The sequence below is a fragment of the Oceanimonas doudoroffii genome (assembly GCF_002242685.1).
GTDB classification, from domain to species: domain Bacteria; phylum Pseudomonadota; class Gammaproteobacteria; order Enterobacterales; family Aeromonadaceae; genus Oceanimonas; species Oceanimonas doudoroffii.
This window is the reverse complement of record NZ_NBIM01000003.1, coordinates 162,137-182,181: the sequence shown is the minus strand read 5'-3', so window position 1 is coordinate 182,181 and position 20,045 is coordinate 162,137. Positions and strand designations below refer to the sequence as shown.

18 protein-coding genes are annotated in these 20,045 nt (G+C 62.4%); 13 read left to right on the top strand and 5 right to left on the bottom strand.

The window, feature by feature from the left end; all coding sequences use genetic code 11:
* Complete coding sequence (locus B6S08_RS11775; protein ID WP_094201003.1) at positions 1 to 1,032, bottom strand: LacI family DNA-binding transcriptional regulator; 1,032 nt, start codon at positions 1,030 to 1,032, stop codon at positions 1 to 3.
* Positions 1,033 to 1,328: 296 nt separating this feature from the next.
* Here B6S08_RS11775 and B6S08_RS11770 point away from each other — a divergent pair, with 296 nt between their 5' ends.
* From B6S08_RS11770 to B6S08_RS11760, 3 genes are read left to right on the top strand one after another with little or no spacing between them, the layout of a single operon-like run.
* Entirely contained in the window at positions 1,329 to 2,687 is a 1,359-nt protein-coding gene (locus B6S08_RS11770; RefSeq protein WP_094201002.1) for a uracil-xanthine permease family protein, read from the top strand.
* A 50-nt stretch (positions 2,688 to 2,737) separates the two neighbouring features.
* Entirely contained in the window at positions 2,738 to 4,147 is a 1,410-nt protein-coding gene (locus B6S08_RS11765; protein WP_094201001.1) for an amidohydrolase family protein, read from the top strand.
* Positions 4,144 to 4,851 carry a sulfite exporter TauE/SafE family protein gene (locus B6S08_RS11760; protein WP_094201000.1) on the top strand — a complete coding sequence of 236 codons (708 nt, stop codon included), beginning with the start codon at positions 4,144 to 4,146 and terminating at the stop codon, positions 4,849 to 4,851. Before B6S08_RS11765 ends, B6S08_RS11760 begins: the two co-directional genes overlap by 4 nt.
* A gap of 54 nt (positions 4,852 to 4,905) precedes the next feature.
* Here B6S08_RS11760 and add read toward each other — a convergent pair whose 3' ends face one another.
* Genes add through glnL form a run of 3 tightly spaced genes read right to left on the bottom strand, consistent with a single transcriptional unit; the run spans position 4,906 to position 8,439 of the window.
* On the bottom strand, positions 4,906 to 5,910 hold the full coding sequence (add, locus tag B6S08_RS11755; protein ID WP_094200999.1) for an adenosine deaminase: 1,005 nt from the start codon (positions 5,908 to 5,910) through the stop codon (positions 4,906 to 4,908).
* Between the two features lie 33 nt (positions 5,911 to 5,943).
* Entirely contained in the window at positions 5,944 to 7,380 is a 1,437-nt protein-coding gene (gene glnG / locus B6S08_RS11750) for a nitrogen regulation protein NR(I) (protein ID WP_094200998.1), read from the bottom strand.
* A 9-nt stretch (positions 7,381 to 7,389) separates the two neighbouring features.
* Positions 7,390 to 8,439, bottom strand: coding sequence for a nitrogen regulation protein NR(II) (gene glnL / locus B6S08_RS11745; protein ID WP_094200997.1), 1,050 nt, complete (start codon positions 8,437 to 8,439; stop codon positions 7,390 to 7,392).
* A 219-nt stretch (positions 8,440 to 8,658) separates the two neighbouring features.
* Between glnL and slyA the strand changes: the two genes are divergently transcribed.
* From slyA to B6S08_RS11730, 3 genes are read left to right on the top strand one after another with little or no spacing between them, the layout of a single operon-like run.
* On the top strand, positions 8,659 to 9,105 hold the full coding sequence (slyA, locus tag B6S08_RS11740; RefSeq protein WP_094200996.1) for a transcriptional regulator SlyA: 447 nt from the start codon (positions 8,659 to 8,661) through the stop codon (positions 9,103 to 9,105).
* The gene (locus B6S08_RS11735; protein WP_245849857.1) at positions 9,102 to 10,154 is read left to right on the top strand and encodes an HlyD family secretion protein; all 1,053 of its coding nucleotides are present in this window, start codon (positions 9,102 to 9,104) and stop codon (positions 10,152 to 10,154) included. Before slyA ends, B6S08_RS11735 begins: the two co-directional genes overlap by 4 nt.
* A 13-nt stretch (positions 10,155 to 10,167) precedes the next feature.
* Positions 10,168 to 11,181: a DUF2955 domain-containing protein gene (locus tag B6S08_RS11730; protein WP_094200995.1), complete on the top strand. Its 1,014-nt coding sequence runs from the start codon at positions 10,168 to 10,170 to the stop codon at positions 11,179 to 11,181.
* Between the two features lie 168 nt (positions 11,182 to 11,349).
* Here B6S08_RS11730 and glnA read toward each other — a convergent pair whose 3' ends face one another.
* Positions 11,350 to 12,759 (bottom strand): glutamate--ammonia ligase, encoded by a 1,410-nt coding sequence (gene glnA / locus B6S08_RS11725; RefSeq protein WP_094200994.1) that lies wholly within the window; start codon positions 12,757 to 12,759, stop codon positions 11,350 to 11,352.
* 527 nt (positions 12,760 to 13,286) lie between these two features.
* On the opposite strand from glnA, the gene typA reads away from it, so the two are divergent.
* The 7 genes from typA (at position 13,287) to B6S08_RS11690 (ending at position 19,958) form a co-directional block, all read left to right on the top strand.
* Positions 13,287 to 15,122 carry a translational GTPase TypA gene (typA, locus tag B6S08_RS11720; RefSeq protein ID WP_094200993.1) on the top strand — a complete coding sequence of 612 codons (1,836 nt, stop codon included), beginning with the start codon at positions 13,287 to 13,289 and terminating at the stop codon, positions 15,120 to 15,122.
* A gap of 250 nt (positions 15,123 to 15,372) precedes the next feature.
* Positions 15,373 to 15,894 (top strand): cytochrome b, encoded by a 522-nt coding sequence (locus B6S08_RS11715; protein WP_245849856.1) that lies wholly within the window; start codon positions 15,373 to 15,375, stop codon positions 15,892 to 15,894.
* Positions 15,895 to 15,918: 24 nt separating this feature from the next.
* Complete coding sequence (locus B6S08_RS11710; RefSeq protein ID WP_094200992.1) at positions 15,919 to 16,497, top strand: YceI family protein; 579 nt, start codon at positions 15,919 to 15,921, stop codon at positions 16,495 to 16,497.
* A gap of 149 nt (positions 16,498 to 16,646) precedes the next feature.
* Positions 16,647 to 17,543 (top strand): virulence factor BrkB family protein, encoded by an 897-nt coding sequence (locus tag B6S08_RS11705; RefSeq protein WP_094200991.1) that lies wholly within the window; start codon positions 16,647 to 16,649, stop codon positions 17,541 to 17,543.
* A complete protein-coding gene (gene pip / locus B6S08_RS11700; RefSeq protein ID WP_094200990.1) occupies positions 17,543 to 18,502 on the top strand; it encodes a prolyl aminopeptidase in 960 nt (319 codons plus the stop codon). The genes B6S08_RS11705 and pip overlap by 1 nt, the downstream gene beginning before the upstream one ends.
* Positions 18,499 to 18,936, top strand: coding sequence for a D-aminoacyl-tRNA deacylase (dtd, locus tag B6S08_RS11695; protein WP_094200989.1), 438 nt, complete (start codon positions 18,499 to 18,501; stop codon positions 18,934 to 18,936). The genes pip and dtd overlap by 4 nt, the downstream gene beginning before the upstream one ends.
* Positions 18,937 to 19,067: 131 nt before the next feature.
* Positions 19,068 to 19,958: a bifunctional GNAT family N-acetyltransferase/hotdog fold thioesterase gene (locus B6S08_RS11690; RefSeq protein WP_094200988.1), complete on the top strand. Its 891-nt coding sequence runs from the start codon at positions 19,068 to 19,070 to the stop codon at positions 19,956 to 19,958.
* Positions 19,959 to 20,045 lie beyond the last annotated feature (87 nt).

Genomic DNA, 20,045 nt, shown 5'->3' with positions numbered 1-20,045 from the left:
TCAGTCCGCCGAGGAGCGACGGACGATCAGCTCCGGCGGCGGGCATTTCACTATGTCCGCCGTCGCCTTGCCGCCTATCTGCGCCAGCAGCAGGGAAATGGCCTGATCCGCCACCTCGGCCAGGTGCAGGTTGACCGCCGTCAGCGGCGGCTCGCATTTCTGGGCCCGCAGACCGTCATAACGGGTGACCACCCGCACGTCTTCCGGCACCCGCCGTCCGGCTTCCTGCAGGGCCCGTACCACCCCCACCGCGAAGGCGTCGACCGGCGCACAGATGGCGTCCACGCCCGGCTGCTCGGCTAGCAGCCGGCGGCAGGCTTCGGCGCCGGCGTCTTCCCCGCCCATTTCTTCCGCCCGGATGATGGAGCAGGGCAGTTGGTGCCGCCAGATGAAATCCAGATAGGCCTGCTCCACATCCACATAGGAGTGACGGCGCTGCTGGCCGATCAGCAGGGCGATGTGGCGCGCGCCCCGCTCCCGCAGGTGTTCGAGCAGCATGCGGCCGGTACGCTCGGCCTGCATGTCCACATAGGGCACCGTCGGCTCGGTGTCGGGCTGGCGGCCGATGGACACCACCTGGATGCCCCGGCGCTGCAACTGGGTCACCTGGGGATCCTCGGCCACCGGCTCTATGATGATGGCGCCGTCCACGTCCAGCTCGCCCAGCAGGTTGCGGGCTTCCGCCAGCGGCGGCACCAGCACCAGCGCCAGTCCCTGTTTCAGCGCCGCCTCCGCCGCCGTGGCGGCGATTTCCATCATGAACCCCAGACGTGAGGGGCCCCCTGCCACGGCAAAGGGCATGGAGGAGAGCAGGGCGATGGAATTGGTGCGCCCGGTGCGCAGCCGCTGGGCCCGCAGGTTGGGACTGTAGCCCAGCTCGTTAGCGATCTGCTTGACCCGTGCTCGGGTCTGGGGATCCACCTGGCCTCTGTCGTTGAGGGCGTGGGAGACGGTGGTGCGGGACACGCCGGCGGCGGCGGCGACATCGGCGATGGTCAGGCGGCGCTGGGCACCGGGTTTGACGGAACTCATGGACTCTCTGCGGGCTGATCGCGGTTGGGCTCGAGTATACCCCTGCGCCGGCAGGGGGACCAAACCGATTGCGGTGGCCGTTTTTGACGTATTGACAGCCGGTGAAACTTTGCATACCTTAACCAAATCGATTTGGGGTCCAGGTTTGGCCCGAATCGTTTAGTTTGACCAGTTGTTGTGACTGCCGCGGCAGTAGTAGGCTGCGGTTATTTTTATCGCCGTCCCAAATCGATTTGGTCTGGCAGAAAGGTGCCGGTTCCCCCCGTGACGGCTCGGTTTTATATGGAGAGTCCACCATGTCTCAAGCTCACAAGGATGTCATCGAACCCGTTGACGAAAAGCTGCCCCTGAGAACCTTGCTGGCGTTCGGGTTGCAGCATGTATTGGTGATGGCGGCGTCGCCCATCGCCTCGGTTTTTCTGATGGCCACGGCGCTGGATTTCTCGCCGGATCTGACCATCAATCTGCTCAGCGCCACCTTCATCATCTGCGGCCTGGGCACCCTGCTACAGTCCATCGGCTGGCGCGGCTTCGGCGCCCGGCTGCCGTTCATCATGCTGCCCGGCGGCGCGCCCATAGTGCTGTTCATTCTGATCGCCCAACAGACCGATGTGGCCACCGCCACCGGGGCGGTGATACTGACGGCCCTGTTCTATTTCCTGGTGTTGCCGGTGTTCCGCCGCTTCCTCAGGCTGTTCCCCTCTGTGGTGGTGGGCACCATGCTGCTGCTGGTGGCCATCAACCTGGTCAAGATCTCGGGCTTCCTGATCGTTGGCAAGACGGGCTCCGAGAACTACGCGGATCCATTGAATCTGATGCTGGCCTTCGCCACTATCGGCTTCACCGTGCTCTTCGCCCGGGTGCTCAAGGGCATGATGAACCAGTTGGCGATCCTGCTGGGCCTGCTGGGCGGTACCCTGATGGCGGTGTTGTTTGGCGCCTTCCATTTTGAGCATCTGTCGTTGTTCCCCCTGTTCAGCCTGCCGACCCTGCTGCCCTTTGGCATGCCCAAGTTTGACCTGGTGGCCTCCCTGCCCCTGATGATCTTCTGCATCATCTCCATGGTGGAAGCCACCGGCCAGACCCTGGCCATCGGCGAAGTGGTCGACAAGAAACTGGATCCTCAGGTGGACGTGGCCAGAACCATTCGCGGCGACGCCGCCGTGTCCCTGCTCGGCGGTTTGTTCGGCACCTCACTCATCATCACCAGCGGCGAAAACATCGGCGTGGTGCGCGCCACCGGTATTCGTTCCCGCTATGTCACCCTGATGTCCGGCCTGTTGCTGACCCTGTTCGCCCTGTTGGCGCCGCTGGCACGGGTGATCCACGCCGTGCCCGAAGCCGTGATCGGCGGCACCGGCATGGTGGTGTTCGCCATCGTCGGCACCATGGGTATCGACATGCTGCGCCGGGTCGACCTGCGCCAGCACGGCAACATGTATGTGGTGTCGGTGGCCCTGACTGTGGGCCTGTTCCCCATTCTGGTGCCCGGCGTGTACAGCCAGTTCCCGTCCGGCCTGGCCTCCCTGCTGGGCAACGGCGTGGCCATGGGTGCCATTACCGCCGCCCTGATGAATGCCCTGTTCCAGTACAAGAGCAAGCAGGCGGCGCCGGCCGCCGAGGGTGAAGAAGCGCCTCGCCTGCAAGGCCACTGAATGTATTCGGGCAGGCGGACGGCCTGCCCCCGCAAGAAAGGAAGATTAAGATGACGCAACTCAATTATCGTCAGTTCGAGCAACCCTGCCTGCTGGCGCCCGACTGGCTGATGCTGGCCGACGGGCCGGTACGGGATCACGCCGTGCTGCTCGACGGCGAACGATTCGGGGATGTGGGCCCGCTCGAGACACTGCGCGCCGCTCATCCCGAGGTGGCGGTGGTGGCCCTACCGGGCAAACTGGTCATGCCCGGCTTCGTCGACAGCCATCACCACCTGACCCAGGCCTTCGGCAAGGCGCTGGTGTTTGGCGAGCCGTCGGAAATCTTCCGTCGGGTATGGGTTCCTATGGAATCCGGCCTCACCCCGGACATACTGTACCTGACCGCCAAACTGGCCTCGCTGGAGGCCCTGCGCGGCGGTTTCACCACCGTCTGTGATGCCGGCACCCGGGCCAGCGAGGGGCTGGACGCCATCGCCCGCGCCACCACGGAAGTGGGGCTGCGCTGCGTGCTGGGCCGGGTGTGCAACGACAAGCGTGGCGACCAGGTGCTGGAAGCCGGGCCCATTCTGGCCCAGGCCGAGCGGCATATCGCCGACTGGCAGTCCAATCCCCTGGTGACGCCGTCGCTGGCGGTACCGATTCCGGAGATCGCCACCGACGCCATGCTGCACCGGGTGTCGTCCCTGTGCGCCGAGGCGGGCATCGTCTTCCAGACCCATGTCAACGAGCACCTGGTGGCGGTGGAACGTTCCCTGGAGCAGCGGGGCCTGCGACCGCTGGAGCAGCTGTACAGGGCCGGAGCCCTGGGGCCCCAGGCGTTGCTGGCCCACGCCACCCTGCTGACCCCGGACGAGCTGATGATGCTGCGGGACACCGACAGCGCCGTCAGCTACAACCCGGTGGCCAGCGCCTGGAAGGGCAACGCCGTGGCCCAGGCCCAGCTGATGCACAGCCTGGGCATCCGCGTGGCTCTGGGTACCGACGGCACCCGCAGCGACGGTTTCCGCCTGCTGGATTACGCCGAGGCGGCCCAGCGTTTCGCTTTCGGCATGGCGGTGGGCGATTCGTCCTGCGGTGGCGGCTGGCCCTGGCTGGATCAGGGCACCCGCGGCGGCGCCAGCGTGCTGGGACTGAACACCGGTGAAATCGCCCCTGGCAAGGCGGCGGACTTTTTGCTGGTCGACCTGGAAGTGCCCGAACTGCTGCCGTCCTGGGATCTGAGCTGGGAGCTGGTGCGGCTGGCGAACCGGGATCAGATCCAGGGGGTGTTCGTCGCCGGCCGGCTGCGGCTGTGGCAGGGCTGGCCCCTGGACTGGGACGCCCGGGCCCTGATGGCCGAGGTCAACGAGCTGGCCAAGGCGGTGGTGTCCGGTGCGCCGATCCAGAAGATCCATCCCTACACCGACGCCCACCGCCGCGACTGGCTGGCCGAGCGGGGCGGGGAGCGTCACGCGTGACCGGCGACGTCTGGTTGTGGAGCGCCCTGGCGGTGGCCGCCGGCGCCTTTGTACAGGGTGCCACCGGCATGGGGTTTGCGCTGATCGTCGCGCCGGTGCTGGGGCTGCTGGCCCCGGCCCTGTTACCGGTCAGCCTGCTGGTGCTGATGTTGCCGCTCAACGCCCTGATCGCCTGGCGTGAGCGCGGCGCTATCGATTTGTTGGGCACCAAGTGGATCACCCTGGGCCGGGTGGCGGGCACCTTTGGCGGCCTTTGGGTGCTGGTGGTGCTGCCCCTTAATCAGCTCAACCTGCTGATCGGGGTGTCGACCATAGCGGCGGTGCTGGCGAGCTGGCTGGCGCCGGCCTTTTCGCCCAACCGCCGGGCCTATGTGTCCACCGGGGTGATCACCGGCATTACCGAAACCGCCACCGGCATCGGCGGTCCGCCCCTGGCGCTGGTGTACCAGCACATGCCGGTGGCGACCCTGCGCGCCTCGGTGGCGACCTGTTTTTTGATCGGTGAGCTGGTGTCGTTGCTGGTGCTGGCCCTGAATGGTCGGCTGCAGCCCGAGCTGTTGCAACCGGTCACCAGCCTGCTGCCGGCGCTGGCGGTGGGCCTGGTGCTGAGCCAGCTGGTGCACCGGCGGCTGGATGCGCGCTTTTTGCGTCGCTTCGTGCTGCTGTTCGCCTTTGTTTCCGGCACCCTGGTGCTGTTTCAATAATACGGGCTGGCGCAAATCAGGCAGATGAAGTTGGGCCGCATTGGCGGCCCTTTTTTATTCCCGCTCTGCGCTGGCCGCCAGCAGGGCGGCCTTTTCATTTGGATCGAGAAAGGCCATGTGAAGGGCGTTTTCCTGGCACTGGCGAGCCTGTTGTGCCGTCAGGCCGGCGCGCACCGCGGCGTCCGTGTACTCGTGGCGCAGCTCTATGCCTTCCACCGCCGGATCGTCGGTGTTGAGGCAGACCCTGATGCCTTTTTCCAGAAAGCGGTGGATGGGGTGGCGTGCGAGATCGGCCACCGTGCTGGTCTGCAGGTTGGAGGTCAGGCAGGACTCGATGCCGATGCCCTGGGCGGCGAGGTAATCCAGCAGCGCCTCGTCTTCCACCGCCCGCACGCCGTGGCCGATGCGCTCGGCGCCCAGCTCATGCACCGCCTGCCAGACGCTGGCGCTGCCGGCGGCCTCGCCGGCGTGTACGGTGACGCGCAGGCCGGCGTCACGCACCCGCTTGAAATGGTCGTTGAACAGCTCGCCGGGAAAGCCGGCCTCGTCCCCGGCCAGATCCATGGCCACCAGTTTGCCGGCATGGGCCAGGCAGGCGGCCAGTTCACGCGCGCAGGCGTCCGGCCCAAAGGTGCGGCTCATGATGCCGATAAGCTTCACCGGCACGTCGAAGTCCCGGCTGCCGGCGGTCACGCCGTCGATCACTGCTTCCACCACGCCTTCCGGGTCCAGGTGATGATTCATGGCCATATAGCCGGGGCTGAAGCGCAGCTCGGCGTAATCAATGCCGGCGTTGCTCAGATCCTCCACGTTCTCATAGGCCACCCGCCGGCAGGCGTCATAATTGCCCAGCACCCTGACCCCCCAGTCGAGTTTGGCGAGAAAGGCCAGCAAATCCGGCGTGTTGCCCTGTACTTGCACATGGTGCAGCAGGCCATCCAGGGTGTCGGCAGGCAGGGCCAGATCAAAGGCCCGGCCCAGTTCCAGTATGGTGGCCGGGCGAATGTTGCCGTCCAGGTGACGGTGCAGGTCGAGCAGGGGCAGGCTGGAATCTATCATCACGGCTCCGCATGGGGTGGTGGTGCTTCCATTCTACTCCCTGGTGGCCGATTCTTCCGGTTGCAATTCCTTCAGTTTACGGGTCAGGGTATTGCGACCCCAGCCCAGCAGGCGGGCGGCCTCCTGCTTGTGGCCCTGGCTCTGGGTCAGCGCGCAGTCGAGCAGAATGCGTTCGAATTCGGGCAGGGCCTCGGCCAGCAGATCCTTGCGGCCCCGGGCCAGTTCGTCGCTGGCCCAGCGCTTCAGCGCCTGGCGCCAGTCCTGGGGCTGGCCTCCGGCGCCGACCGGCTCCGGATCGGGCTCCCGTTTCAGCAGCTCGGGGGGCAGATCCGAGACCAGCACTTCCTGGCCCGAGGCCATGACGGTGAGCCAGCGGCACACGTTTTCCAGCTGGCGCACGTTGCCGGGCCAGGGCAATTGCTGCAACAGCGTCTGGGTGTCGGTATGTAGGGTCTTGGCGTCCACGCCCAGCTCCCGGGCGGCCAGCCCCAGAAAATGGCGGGCCAGTTTGGGAATGTCTTCCCGCCGCTCTCGCAGTGCCGGCATGTGCACGCGAATCACGTTGAGGCGGTGGAACAGATCCTCACGAAAGTCGCCACTGGTGACCTTTTTTTCCAGATCCTGGTGGGTGGCGGCAATGATGCGCACATCTACGCGAATGGGCTGGTGTCCGCCCACCCGGTAGAACTGGCCATCGGCCAGTACGCGCAGCAGCCGGGTCTGAATGTCCAGGGGCATGTCGCCGATTTCGTCCAGAAACAGGGTGCCGCCGTCGGCCTGCTCAAAGCGGCCCCGGCGCACGTTATTGGCGCCGGTAAAGGCGCCCTTTTCATGGCCGAATAGCTCCGACTCGATCAGATCCTTGGGAATGGCTGCCATGTTGAGGGCGATAAAGGGCTGTTCGGCACGAGGGCTGTGTTTGTGCAGGGCATGAGCCACCAGCTCCTTGCCAGTCCCGCTCTGGCCGTTGATCAGCACCGAAATGGAGGAGCGGGCCAGTCTGCCGATGGCGCGGAATACTTCCTGCATGGCCGGCGCTTCGCCGATGATCTCCGGGGTGCGCACCGCCTCCGGCTGCGCCCCCGGTGCCTTGCGCCGGCTTTCCTTTACAAAGGCCACGGCCCGCTGCACCAGGGCGACGGCGTCGTCTATGTCAAAGGGCTTGGGCAGGTATTCAAAGGCACCGCGCTGGTAGGCATTGACCGCGCTATCGAGATCCGAGTGGGCGGTCATGATGATCACCGGCAGGTCGGGGGCGCGTTTGTGAATGGCGCCGAGCAGGGTGAGCCCGTCCATGCCTCCCATGCGAATATCGGAGATCACCACGGCGGGCTGCACCCCGGTCAGGGCATCCAGTACACTTTCACCGTCTTCAAAACTGCGGCAGCGAAACCCGGCCTGGGCCAGGGCCCGCTCCAGTACCCAGCGAATGGAGCTGTCGTCGTCGACGACCCAAATCAGTTCAGCCATAAAGTGCTCCTATCGTCGTAGCGGCAGATAAATAATGAATTCGGTCAGGCCCGGCCGGCTCTGGCACTCAATGCGGCCCTGATGCTGATGGATCAGCTCCTGGGCGATGGACAGTCCCAGTCCGGTACCGCCTTCCTTGCCGGTGACCATGGGGTAGAACAGGGTATCGTGCAGGAGGGCGGGAATGCCCGGACCGTCGTCGATAATGCGCACCTCGGCGGCCAGCCGGTAGCGCTTGCCCTGCAGCATCACCTGAAAGGCGGTGCGGGTGCGAATGGTGATGTGGCCGTGATCGCCCAGGGCCTCCACGGCATTGCGCACCATGTTGAGAAAGGCCTGTTGCAACTGTTCCGAATCCATTTCCAGGTCCGGAATGCTGGGATCGTAGTCCCGTGTCAGGGTAATGCCGGGAGGAATGTCCATGCTCACCAGGCGGCGTACCTGCTCCAGCACCGAGTGCAGGTTGATCACCTCGCGCTGGCCCGGGCGTTGAGGACCGAGCAGTCGATCCACCAGGTTACGCAGCCGGTCTGCCTGGGCAATGATGAGGTGGGTGAATTCCTTGAGCTCTTCCTTTTCCAGCTCCCGCTCCAGTAGCTGGGCCGCGCCCCGCAGGCCGCCGAGGGGATTCTTGATCTCGTGGGCCAGGCCGCGCACCAGCTCCCGGGCCGCCTGCTGCTGGGCTCGCTGCTGCAGCTCCTGGCTGATTTTCTTTTGCTGGTCGACCAGCCTCAGTTCCATCAGGGCCAGGGTCTGCCGCTCCCAGGTAAAGGCGGTGACGCTTACGTCGACCCAGCGGGGCAGGCCGTCGATGATCACCTGTACCTCGCTGTTGGTAAACCCCTGCTCCAGCTCGATGCAGCGCTGAATGCGGCGCATGTCGAGGGAAATGTCTTCCACCACCTTATCCAGCCGGGCGTCCTGCAGCCGGCGCTTGCTCAGGGTGAGCAGTTGTTCGGCGGCGGTGTTGGCAAATTGCACCACCAGGTCGCCGTCTACCACCAGCACCGCCGTGAGCTGGCTGTCGATAATGGTCTGAATGCTGATCCGGTTTTTCACGCTCACGTCCTCAACATCAAGGTTTGCACCAGTGTGGTGCAAACAGTGTAACCCATGACCAGCGAATTGCTACATCATGGTGCAACTTGCGGCGGTTTGATGAAAACATCTGGGCCTTGATGAGTACCGTTGCAAGAACCTTGCCCGCCCGGTGGCAATATCTTGGCAAATATCGGTAGCGTGAATATAATTAGCTAGCTAACTAATTTGGAGGTTGAGATGAGAACACTGGGCATGGCGCTGGCCAATCTGGTGCGGCAGTGGCGGCTGATCAACGATGAACGGCTCAAGCCCCTGGGGCTGACCCAGAGTCGCTGGATCACCCTGACCCATCTGCAGCGGGAAGAGGGCATTCAGCAGCATCAGCTGGCGCGCCGGGTAGGGGTGGAAAGCCCGTCCCTGGTGCGCACCCTGGACGGGCTGGAACAGCTGGGGCTGGTGGAGCGCCGGCCCTGTGCCAATGACCGCCGTGGCAAGACGGTGTACCTGACCCCGGCGATCCAGCCATTGTTGTCGGAAATGGAGGTGGTGCTGGACCATACTCGTCGTCAGGTGCTGGAAGGCCTGAGCGATGCCGAGTTGGCCGAGTTTGAGCGCATGGTGAACCACATTGGCGGCAACCTGCAGAAACTGAGCGAGCAGCTGGGAGAAAAAGAGGGCAAATGATGACCGCAGAGCAAAGTTTCAATCGCTGGGTACGCATTGCCCTGATCACCTTTGGGGTGCTGCTGGTGTATTTCGTGCTGATCGACAATTACGCCCCCATGACGCCCCAGGCCCAGGCGCACCGGCCGGTGCTGTCGGTGGGTCCTCGTGTGGCGGGGCAGGTCACGGAAGTCGCGGTCAGCAACAACCAGCAGGTGGCGACGGGGGAGCTGCTGTTTGCGCTGGATGACACCGACTACCGCCTGGCTTTGGCCCGGGCCGAGTTACAGCAGCAGCTGGCCGCCGCCGACAGTGCCCGTCAGCGAGCGGTAATGGAAGCGGTGCAGGCGGAGATTGAACAAGCGCGGTTGCGGGCCGAAGAGCTGGCCCGAGAGGCCGTCCGGCTGGAGCGATTGCACCGCCTCGGCCATATGTCGGTGCAGCAGGCGGAGCAGGCCCGCAACCAGGCCGAGCAGGCGCAAAGCGCGCTGCAGGCGGCCGAGGCCAGGCTGCACGAGGCGCGGCAGGCCCAGGCTGCGGTGGAGCTGACCCATGAGCAGGCCAGCAATGCCCATGAACAGGCCCGGCTGGCGCTGGAGCGTACACGAGTGAGGGCGGAAATCGCCGGCCGTGTCGGCAACCTGCAGTTGCAGGAAGGGGTGCAGGCCCAGGCCGGCCAGCCGTTGCTGGCACTGATTTCCAACGAACTGACGGTGATTGCCGATCTGCGGGAGAAGAGCCTGCGTCATGTCACCACCGGCACCGAAGTGGGGGTGGTGTTCGATGCCCTGCCGGGCCACATTTTCGACGGCCATGTCAGCAGCATCGACAGCGGGGTACGCCAGGGGCAGCAGTCAGCCGACGGCCTGCTGGTGCAGCCGGAAAACTCCGATCGCTGGGTGCGGGACGCCCAGCGGTTGCGGGTGCACATCGCCCTGGATGAGCCGGTGCCGCCGCTGGCCACCGGCGCCCGGGCCACGGTGCAGTTGTTTCCCGAGGCGGGCAGCTGGCTGCACGGCCTGGGCTGGATCCAGCTGTGGCTGGTGAGTCAGTTCCGCTATCTCTACTGATGGGTATGCGGCCATGACCTTTACCGACGACAAGCTCAGGGGCTGTCTGCGCATCGCTATTGGCAGCACCATCGGCATGCTCACCGCCAAGGTGATGGACTGGCAGATGGGGGTGTTTTTTACCGTTTACCCTATGCTGCTGCTGGGCATGGTGCCGGTGCTGAACCGCTTTGTCATGGTGCAGTTTATCGGCTCGTCGGTGCTGACCTCGCTGGAGGTCATGCTGCTGCCGGGGCTGCTCGGGCACTGGCCACCGGCGTATGTGATGGTGGTGTTTCTGTTGTTTCTGTGGCGGTTCAACCTGATGGCCAAAGGGCCACTGATGCTGTTTGGTGCCAGTGGCTGCGTCAGCCTCAGCATCATGCTGCACTTTGCCAGTTACCCCCAGTATCACCTGGCCGACATGGCCGCCAGCAACATAGTGGCTTCCTGCCTGTCGGTGGCGGTGGCCGCGTTGCTCTATGCCCTGCTGCCCAACCGGGAACCTCCCGTGGCCCGGGCGCTGCCGCAGAAAAGCGATAACGTGCTGCGCCATCAGACCCTGCTGGGAGCCATCGTGGCCACCCTCAGTTTTGTGGTGTTTCAGACCCTGGATCTGGTGGACTCGCTGTCGGCCCAGGTGGCCACCGTGCTGGTGCTGTTTCCCATGAGCTTCGCCGGCGCCGTGGTATCGGGGCGAGCCCGTTGCATCGGCACCCTGCTGGGGTGCTCGGCGGGGTTGCTGTTTCAGTTGGTGCTGTATGACTACTACCACAATCTGCTGCTGCTGGGACTGGCGTTCTGGATTTGCACCATGGTGTTTGCCCGGCTGCATGCTCGAGAGCCCATGCCCGGTGTGGGCTTTGCCGGCTTGACCACGGTGGGCATTCTGTTTGGGCAGTATGTGTCGCCCCAGCATGATCTGGTGTTCAGCGCCCTTTACCGCATGAGCTCGATGACGGTGGCCATTCTGATCACCCTGTGCTGCGTCTATTTGGTGCACAAGCTGCTCAACCTGTTTCCGTCTACTCGCCATCAGGTGTTGTAATCGTTGGTGAGGGGTGAGGGGTGAGGGATGAGTTGTGGATTCTCCTCACTCCTCACTCCTCACCCCTGTCACCTCACTATTATCTCGTTCCTACGCAGAGCGTGGGAGCGAGCAACAAAAAAGGCCCGGTTTCCCGGGCCTTTTGACACTCAGCTTATCGCGTCACGCTTATACGGAGTAGTAGAGATCAAACTCCAGCGGGTGAACCGCCATGTTGATGGTCTCGGTCTCGGTGCGCTTCTGCTTGATGTAGGCATCAATGAACTCGTCGGAGAACACGCCACCACGGGTCAGGAACTCGCGATCCTGGTCCAGGTTGTTCAGGGCGTCGTCCAGAGACACGGCCACGGTCGGGATCTCGGCGGCTTCTTCGGCCGGCAGGTCGTACAGATCCTTGTCCATGGCATCGCCCGGGTGGATCTTGTTCTGAATGCCGTCCAGGCCGGCCATCAGCAGGGCCGCAAAGCACAGGTAGGGGTTGGCGGCCGGATCCGGGAAGCGGGTCTCGATGCGGCGGGCCTTGGGGGAACCGACCAGCGGAATCCGAATGGAGGCGGAGCGGTTACGGGCGGAGTAGGCCAGCATGACCGGGGCTTCAAAGCCGGGCACCAGACGACGGTAGGAGTTGGTGGCCGGGTTGGTGATGGCGTTCAGGGCACGGGCGTGCTTGATGATACCACCGATGTAGTACAGCGCCATTTCGGACAGGCCGCCGTACAGGTCGCCGGAGAACAGGTTTTCACCGTTCTTGCCCAGAGACTGGTGCACGTGCATGCCGGAACCATTGTCACCTACCAGCGGCTTGGGCATAAAGGTGGCGGTCTTGTTGAAGGCGTGGGCGACGTTGTGAACCACATACTTGTAGATCTGAATTTCGTCGGCCTTCTTGGTCAGAGTGTTGAATTTGCAAGCAATTTCGTTCTGACCGGCGGTGGCTACTTCGTGGTGGTGAGCTTCAACCACCAGGCCCATCTCTTCCATGATCAGACACATGGCGGAGCGAATGTCGTGGGAAGAGTCAACCGGAGCTACCGGGAAGTAGCCGCCCTTCACGCCAGGACGGTGGCCCTTGTTGCCTTCCTCGTAGTCGCGACCAGAGTTCCACTTGGCCTCGGTGTCGTCGATCTTGAAGAAGCTGCCGGACATGTCGGTGTGGAAGCGCACGTCGTCAAACATGAAGAATTCCGGCTCGGGACCGATCAGTACGGTGTCGGCAATGCCGGTGGACACCAGGTATTCTTCGGCGCGACGGGCGATGGAGCGCGGGTCGCGGTCGTAGCCCTGCATGGTGGCGGGCTCGAGCACGTCACAACGAATGTTCAGGGTGGCGTCTTCGGTAAAGGGATCCATCACGGCGGTGGACGGATCGGGCATCAGTACCATGTCGGACTCGTGAATGGTTTTCCACGCGGTCATGGAAGAGCCGTCGAACATTTTGCCTTCTTCAAAGAAGTCATCGTTGATCTGGTTTACGGGCAGGGTGACATGCTGCTCCTTGCCTTTGATATCGGTAAAGCGCAGATCGATGAATTTGACATCGTGTTCCTTGATCATGTCCATTACGGTTTCGATTGACATGGATTTCGACCTCCAAAAATAAGCATCCTAGGGTCTGATGAACAAATTCATCAGTTGCCGTTTACTAAGCTAAAACCGTGCCATGTTGGTAAGTGCTTGTTATGTTGGCATATTACCGACAAGCATGAAAACCGGCTGCCATTGCCATGCACCAGTTTAGTGCATGTCTGGATCCTTTTGGTGCGAGTTTGAAGAGATGCGTTATTCCGGTGCATTTGCTGTCCATTCCGCACGGCCGGCAGCGGCCCGGGCCCATGATAGCACTCAAGGTGAGCATGAGGATCGGTGCGAGTCTTTTTCATTGACCCTGGGAGGGCGTCGGCCCGAACGCCGGGGTGGCGTCGATTCCGCCGCTGTGGCGGGGCGCGGGCAGCCAACACAATAAATTAATATATTGAAGCGGCTAAAGCGTGTACAATTTGCAGCCCTTTTTATTTGGTTCCGCTGCACTCGTCGCGACGGACACCCCCTGAGAGCGGCAGCGCCGGCGTGTGCCCGCCTCGATACTATGCGAGTGAAAGAAATTAATGTCATCTGAAATCAACAACTTGAGAAACATTGCCATCATCGCGCACGTCGACCACGGTAAAACCACCCTGGTAGACAAGCTGCTGCAGCAGTCCGGTACCCTGGAAAGCCGCGGTGAAGCCGAAGAGCGCGTCATGGACTCCAACGATATCGAGCGTGAGCGCGGCATTACCATTCTGGCCAAGAACACCGCCATTCGCTGGACCTCTCCCGAGGGCCAGGAATACCGCATCAACATCGTGGACACTCCCGGACACGCCGACTTCGGCGGTGAAGTAGAGCGGGTCATGTCCATGGTTGACTCGGTGCTGCTGCTGGTGGACGCCCAGGAAGGCCCCATGCCTCAGACCCGCTTCGTGACCCAGAAAGCCTTTGCCCAAGGCCTCAAGCCCATCGTGATCATCAACAAGGTGGACAAGCCCGGCGCCCGTCCCGACTGGGTGATGGATCAGGTGTTTGACCTGTTCGACAACCTGGGTGCTACCGACGACCAGCTCGACTTTCAGGTGGTATATGCTTCCGGCCTGAACGGCTGGGCTTCGCTCGACGCCGATGAGCGCACCGAAGACATGACCACCCTGTTCCAGACCATAGTGGATCAGGTACCGGTACCCGACGCGGATCCGGAAGGTTCCCTGCAGATGCAGATCTCCCAGCTCGACTACTCCTCCTACGTGGGTGTTATCGGCGTGGGCCGCATCAAGCGCGGCACCGTCAAGGTCAACCAGCAGGTGACCGTGATCGGCGCCGACGGCAAGACCCGCAACGGCAAGGTGGGCCAGGTGATGGGTTACCTGGGCCTGCAGCGTCATGACGTGACCGAAGCCAGCGCCGGCGACATCGTGGCCATTACCGGCCTGGGCGAGCTGAAGATTTCCGACACCGTCTGTGCCGCCGGTGCCGTGGAAGCGCTGCCGCCGTTGTCGGTAGACGAGCCCACCGTGACCATGACCTTCCAGGTCAACACCTCTCCCTTTGCCGGCCTCGACGGCAAGTTCGTGACCTCGCGCAACATTCTCGAGCGTCTGCAGCAGGAGCTGGTACACAACGTGGCCCTGCGGGTGGAAGAAACCGGTGATCCCGACAAATTCCGCGTATCCGGCCGGGGTGAGCTGCACCTGGGCATTCTGATCGAGAACATGCGTCGGGAAGGCTTTGAACTGGCGGTGTCTCGTCCGGAAGTTATTCTGAAGGAAGAAGACGGCCAGCTGATGGAACCGTTCGAAACCTTGACCGTGGACGTGGAAGAAGACTGCCAGGGCTCCATCATGGAGAAACTGGGTGAGCGCAAGGCCGAGATGACCGACATGGTGCCGGACGGCAAGGGCCGCGTGCGCATCGACTTCATCATTCCGGCCCGTGGCCTGATCGGCTTCCAGACCGAGTTCATGACCCTGACTTCCGGCTCCGGCCTGATGTACCACACCTTTGACCACTACGGTCCGCACAAGGGTGGCAACATTGGCCAGCGCAACAACGGCGTGCTGATCTCAAACGGCAAGGGCAAGGCCCTGGCCTACGCCCTGTTCAACCTGCAGGAGCGTGGCCGCCTGTTTATCGAGCACGCCACCGAGGTGTATGAAGGCATGGTGATCGGCATTCACAGCCGCTCCAACGACCTGACCGTAAACTGCCTCAAGGGCAAGCAGCTGACCAACATTCGTGCCGCCGGCACCGATGAGGCGCTGACCCTGGTGCCGCCGATCAAAATGACCCTGGAGCGCGCGCTGGAGTTCATTGACGACGACGAGCTGGTGGAAGTGACCCCCAACCACATTCGTATTCGCAAGAAGCTGCTGGCCGAAAACGATCGCAAGCGCGCCAGCCGCGCCTGATCGTCTTCACCCGCAGTATAAAAGGGGCGCCTCGGCGCCCCTTTTTCGATCGCGTGGCAGGCAAGACGGACAATGGCTCACCTCTCACCTCTCACCTCTCACCTCTCACTCCCCCTCACATTCAAATTATTTGAATTATTAGGCCAGTAAAGGTTGCTTTGATTTACCGGCAAAGGCATTAGACTTGAAACTGATAATCATGCACAGTTGCAAGCGCTGCTTTTTCAAGCGGCTGCGGGAGAGCCGTATTATGCAGAAATATTCAATCACGATGCGCCTGTTTCACTGGAGTACCGTCCTGCTGGTATTCGGCCTGTTTGGCGTGGGACTGTGGATGCGCAGCCTGGGCTATTATGATCCGCTCTATCAGGTGTTGCCCTACTGGCACAAGAGCGTGGGCTTTTTGCTGGCCGGCCTGGTGGTGATTCGCCTGCTGGGGCGCTGGTTGTTTACTCAGCCGGAACCGCTGGCCAGCCATCAGCCCTGGGAGCGCCGGCTGGCGCACCTGATGCACTGGCTGCTGTATGGTTTGCTGTTCGGGCTTTTTGTCAGTGGCTACCTGATCGCCACCGCCGACAACAGACCCGCGTCCTTTTTTGGCTGGTTCGACATTCCGGCCCTGTTTACCGCCTTTGACAACCAGGAAGATGTGGCCGGACTGATACACGAAATTTGTGCCTGGTCGCTGATCGGGCTGGTGGCGCTACACGCCCTGGCCGCCCTCAAGCACCACTGGCTTGATAAGGATGACACCCTTAAACGCATGCTCTGATTTTGTCCACCAAGGAGAGATGAAATGAAAAAAACCATGATTGCCGCCGCCCTGATGGCCGTGTCCGCGTCACCGGCCTTTGCCGCCGTGGAAAATTACACCGTCGACACCGACGGCATGCACGCCTCGGTTAACTTTAAAATCAATCACCTGGGTTACAGCTGGATCGTGGGCCGCTTCAACGACTTCAAGGGCAGCTTTGCCTTTGACGAGGACAATGCCGCCAATAACAGCGTGCAGGTGACCGTGAATACCGCCAGCGTCGACACCAATCACGGCGAGCGCGACCGCCACCTGCGCAGCGACGACTTTCTGGACGTGAGCAAATTTCCCGAAGCCAGCTTCAAGAGCACCAGCGTCACCAAAGACGACGACGAGGGAGAATATGTCGTGAAAGGTGATCTCACCCTGCACGGTGTGACCAAACCGGTAGAGTTTGAAATCGAGCAGGTAGGCGCCGGTGAGGACCCCTGGGGCGGTTTCCGTCGCGGCTTTGAAGGCGAGCTGGAGTTGAAGCTGGCCGATTTCGGCATCGACTACGATCTGGGCCCGGCCTCGGCCACCGTGTATCTGGAAATGCACCTGGAAGGCGTGCGTCAGTAAGACGCAGATGTCTGTCCCGTGAATATGCCGCCCGGGCTCAGGCTCGGGCGGCTTTTTTGTTTGAGTCCTTTTTGCGAGTGGTCGCGCTGGCCCCCTGGGCGTGAAATTTGCCACAATAACCATTCACTTGCCGTTACACAGGATGTGCCATGACCCAGATTGTCGCCCGCATCGGACACCGTTTGCGCTTTTTGCGCGACCATGGAGCGGACTTTGGCCGCTTTGTGCTGAAACGCGTGCAACAGGACCGGCTCAAGGTAACCGCCGGCTATCTTACCTACATCAGCCTGTTGTCGCTGGTGCCCATGCTGGCGGTGGTGTTTGCCATGATGTCGGCCTTTCCCATGTTTGCCGAGCTGCGCGATACCATTCAGAACTTTGTGTTCAGCAACTTTGTGCCGGCGGCGGGGGACGTGGTGCAGAAGAACATTCAGGGCTTTATCGACAACGCTTCAAAAACCACCGCCATCGGCGTGGCGGCGCTGGCGGTGACCGCCATGATGCTGATCTCGGCCATCGACGAGAACTTCAACCATATCTGGCGGGTCAGTCAGAAGCGGCGATGGTCGGTGGCGTTTTCCACCTACTGGATGATCCTCACCCTGGGGCCGATTCTGGCCGGGGCCAGCCTGGCGATAACCTCCTACGTCACCTCGATGCGCATTTTCCAGGGCGACAGCTTCTTTGGCGTGGGCGCCGTGCTGCTGAGCCTGCTGCCGTTTCTGCTGTCTACCCTGATGTTCGTGGTGTTTTACATGGTGGTGCCCAACAAGCGGGTGCGCTTCGGCCACGCCATTGTCGGCGGCCTGGTGGCGGCGGTGCTGTTTGAAATCGCCAAGCGCGGCTTTGCCTTTTACATCACCCAGTTTCCGTCCTACCAGGCCATTTACGGCGCCCTGGCGACCGTACCCATCCTGTTTGTATGGGTCTATCTGAGTTGGATGATCGCCCTGTTCGGCGCCGAAATCACCGCCAGCCTGGGGGATTATGAGCACAGCCACGGGCTAAGCTTTGAAGACGACAACGACGACGAGGACCCGGCCTGATGCGCACCCTTTATCCGGCGATTGCCGCCAACCGGCAGCAGTGGTTGCAGGTGTCCGACCTGCATCGAATTTATGTGGAAGAGAGCGGCAATCCGCTGGGTATTCCGGTGGTGCTGGTGCATGGCGGGCCGGGGGCCGGCATCAGCCCCGAGCATCGGCGTTTTTTCGATCCGGAGTGTTACCGCATCATACTGTTCGACCAGCGCGGTACCGGCCAGTCGACCCCCCATGCCGAGCTGACCGACAACAGCACGCAGGCGCTGATCGCCGACATGGAGCACATTCGCACCACTCTGGGCATTGACCGCTGGCTGGTGTTTGGCGGCTCCTGGGGATCCACCCTGGCACTGTGCTATGCCATTGCGCATTCCGAGCGAGTACTGGGGCTGGTGCTGCGCGGCCTGTTTCTGGGGCGGCAGCAGGATCTGGACTGGCTCTATCAGCCCGAGGGCGGTGCCGCCCAGCTGTTTCCCGACTATTACCGGGAGTTTCTGGCGCCCCTGGACGGCGACGCCGAAGATCTGCTCAACCGCTATTACCGGTTGCTGACCAGCGACAATGAGCTGGCCCGGCTCAATGCCGCCCGGGCCTGGGCCATTTGGGAGGGGCGCATCTCCACCCTGTTGCCGAGAAACGATGCCGACAGCCATTACGGCGAGGCCCACAGTGCCCTGGCGCTGGCCCGGCTGGAGTGTCACTACTTTTTAAATAACTGCTTTATAGAGGAAAATCATATCATCAAGGCCATTGAACGAGTGCGTTCGCTGCCCGCCATTCTGGTGCACGGCCGTTATGATGCCATCTGCAAGCCCGCCGCCGCCCTTGCCCTGGCCGATCACTGGCCCGAACTGCGCCTGCAAATTGTGCCCGGCGCCGGACATTCGGCCTTTGAACCGGGTATTATGGACGGCCTGGTCAAGGCGACCGATCATATGGCGAAGGAGCTCAACAAGACATGATAGCCCTGATACAGCGGGTGACCGAGGCAAGGGTCACCATCAGTGGTGAGCAGGTGGGCGCCATTGGCCCCGGCCTGCTGGTGCTGCTGGGGGTGGAGCGGGAAGACGATCAGGCCAAAGCCGACAAGCTGCTGGCCAAGGTGCTCGGCTATCGCGTGTTTTCCGATGAAAATGGTAAAATGAACCTCAATCTGCGCCAGGCCGGCGGTAGCCTGCTGGTGGTGTCTCAGTTTACCCTGGCCGCCGATACCAACAGTGGCCTGCGGCCCAGCTTTTCCCGCGGTGCGGCACCGGCCGACGCCGAGCGCTGGTACGATTATTTCGTGATGGCAGCCCGGGATCAGGGCGTGGCCACCGAGGCCGGCCGTTTTGCCGCCGACATGCAGGTTAGCCTGACCAACGACGGCCCCGTCACCTTCTGGCTGCAGGTTTAGCCAACGACCATTTGAGTCGTTATTCACCAGGGCGGGGGCGAGAAATACGCCAGCCGCCGATATGCCTTTCCATTGCACTCTGTCGCCGCGGGCGGCAGGATAGTCATAGATAACCCTAACAGGAGCAGACCATGTATCGTGTGGTCACCCCGCAGACGGAAGCGGAACTGGAAGCCTACTATCAGCTGCGTTGGCAGCTGTTGCGCAAACCCTGGCAGCAACCCAAGGGCTCGGAACGCGACGAGTTCGACGAATATGCCCATCATCGCATGATGGTGGACGACAGCGGCCGACTGGTGGCGGTGGGGCGCCTCTATGTCAGCGGCGATGAAGCCCAGATCCGCTTTATGGCGGTGATCCCCGATTGCCGTGACCAGCGCCTGGGCACCCGCATGGTGCAGGCCCTGGAACAGGTGGCTCGGCAGGAAGGGGTACGCCGGCTGGTGATGAATGCCCGGGAAGAAGCGGTGGCCTTTTATACCCACTGCGGCTTTACCGTGGTGGGCGAGGGCCCCATCAGCTTTGGCAAGATTCCCCACCGGCAGATGATCAAGGCGCTGACTCCCATGCATCGCATCAGTCACCGGCCCGAGCTGTGCGACGAGCTGCAGCGGCAATGGCACAGACGCATTCCCATCAGCGAAAAGATGGGCGTGAAAATCATTCAGTACACCGGCAGCAAGTTTCGTACCCAGGCCAATCTGACCGCCAACCTCAACCTGCACGAGTCCATGTTTGCCGGCAGCATCTACAGCCAGTGCGTGCTCACCGGCTGGGGGCTTATCTGGCTGCAAATGCAGGAATACGGCCTGAGCGGTGACATTGTGCAGAGCAGCGGCGACATCAAGTACCTGACGCCGGTCTGGAGCGAGCCCACCGCCGAGGTGCAGGGTCGGCTGCGGGAGCAATTGCAGCCCCTGGCCCGGGGCGAGCGGGTCAAGGTGGAGCTGTCCATCACCCTCTACAGCGGCGACACCCGCGCCGCCCTGTTTACCGGACGCTATGTGATCCTTTCCCATTAAAGGACGGGCAAGGCCCGAGCCCGGGTTCACCGCAATATGGCGCCCGGACTTCGAGGCCGCTATCGGGAGTGTCGCGCCGTTTGGGCC

Excerpts from the sequence above, each read along its gene's own strand:
- glnA (WP_094200994.1), bottom strand. The coding sequence starts at position 12,759 with ATGTCAATCGAAACCGTAATGGACATGATCAAGGAACACGATGTCAAA.
- B6S08_RS11690 (WP_094200988.1), top strand. The coding sequence starts at position 19,068 with ATGTATCGTGTGGTCACCCCGCAGACGGAAGCGGAACTGGAAGCCTAC.
- glnG (WP_094200998.1), bottom strand. The coding sequence starts at position 7,380 with ATGGCTGAACTGATTTGGGTCGTCGACGACGACAGCTCCATTCGCTGG.
- dtd (WP_094200989.1), top strand. The coding sequence starts at position 18,499 with ATGATAGCCCTGATACAGCGGGTGACCGAGGCAAGGGTCACCATCAGT.
- B6S08_RS11715 (WP_245849856.1), top strand. The coding sequence starts at position 15,373 with ATGCAGAAATATTCAATCACGATGCGCCTGTTTCACTGGAGTACCGTC.
- B6S08_RS11765 (WP_094201001.1), top strand. The coding sequence starts at position 2,738 with ATGACGCAACTCAATTATCGTCAGTTCGAGCAACCCTGCCTGCTGGCG.
- B6S08_RS11770 (WP_094201002.1), top strand. The coding sequence starts at position 1,329 with ATGTCTCAAGCTCACAAGGATGTCATCGAACCCGTTGACGAAAAGCTG.
- B6S08_RS11705 (WP_094200991.1), top strand. The coding sequence starts at position 16,647 with ATGACCCAGATTGTCGCCCGCATCGGACACCGTTTGCGCTTTTTGCGC.
- pip (WP_094200990.1), top strand. The coding sequence starts at position 17,543 with ATGCGCACCCTTTATCCGGCGATTGCCGCCAACCGGCAGCAGTGGTTG.
- add (WP_094200999.1), bottom strand. The coding sequence starts at position 5,910 with ATGATAGATTCCAGCCTGCCCCTGCTCGACCTGCACCGTCACCTGGAC.
- B6S08_RS11710 (WP_094200992.1), top strand. The coding sequence starts at position 15,919 with ATGAAAAAAACCATGATTGCCGCCGCCCTGATGGCCGTGTCCGCGTCA.
- B6S08_RS11735 (WP_245849857.1), top strand. The coding sequence starts at position 9,102 with ATGATGACCGCAGAGCAAAGTTTCAATCGCTGGGTACGCATTGCCCTG.
- typA (WP_094200993.1), top strand. The coding sequence starts at position 13,287 with ATGTCATCTGAAATCAACAACTTGAGAAACATTGCCATCATCGCGCAC.
- B6S08_RS11730 (WP_094200995.1), top strand. The coding sequence starts at position 10,168 with ATGACCTTTACCGACGACAAGCTCAGGGGCTGTCTGCGCATCGCTATT.
- B6S08_RS11775 (WP_094201003.1), bottom strand. The coding sequence starts at position 1,032 with ATGAGTTCCGTCAAACCCGGTGCCCAGCGCCGCCTGACCATCGCCGAT.
- slyA (WP_094200996.1), top strand. The coding sequence starts at position 8,659 with ATGAGAACACTGGGCATGGCGCTGGCCAATCTGGTGCGGCAGTGGCGG.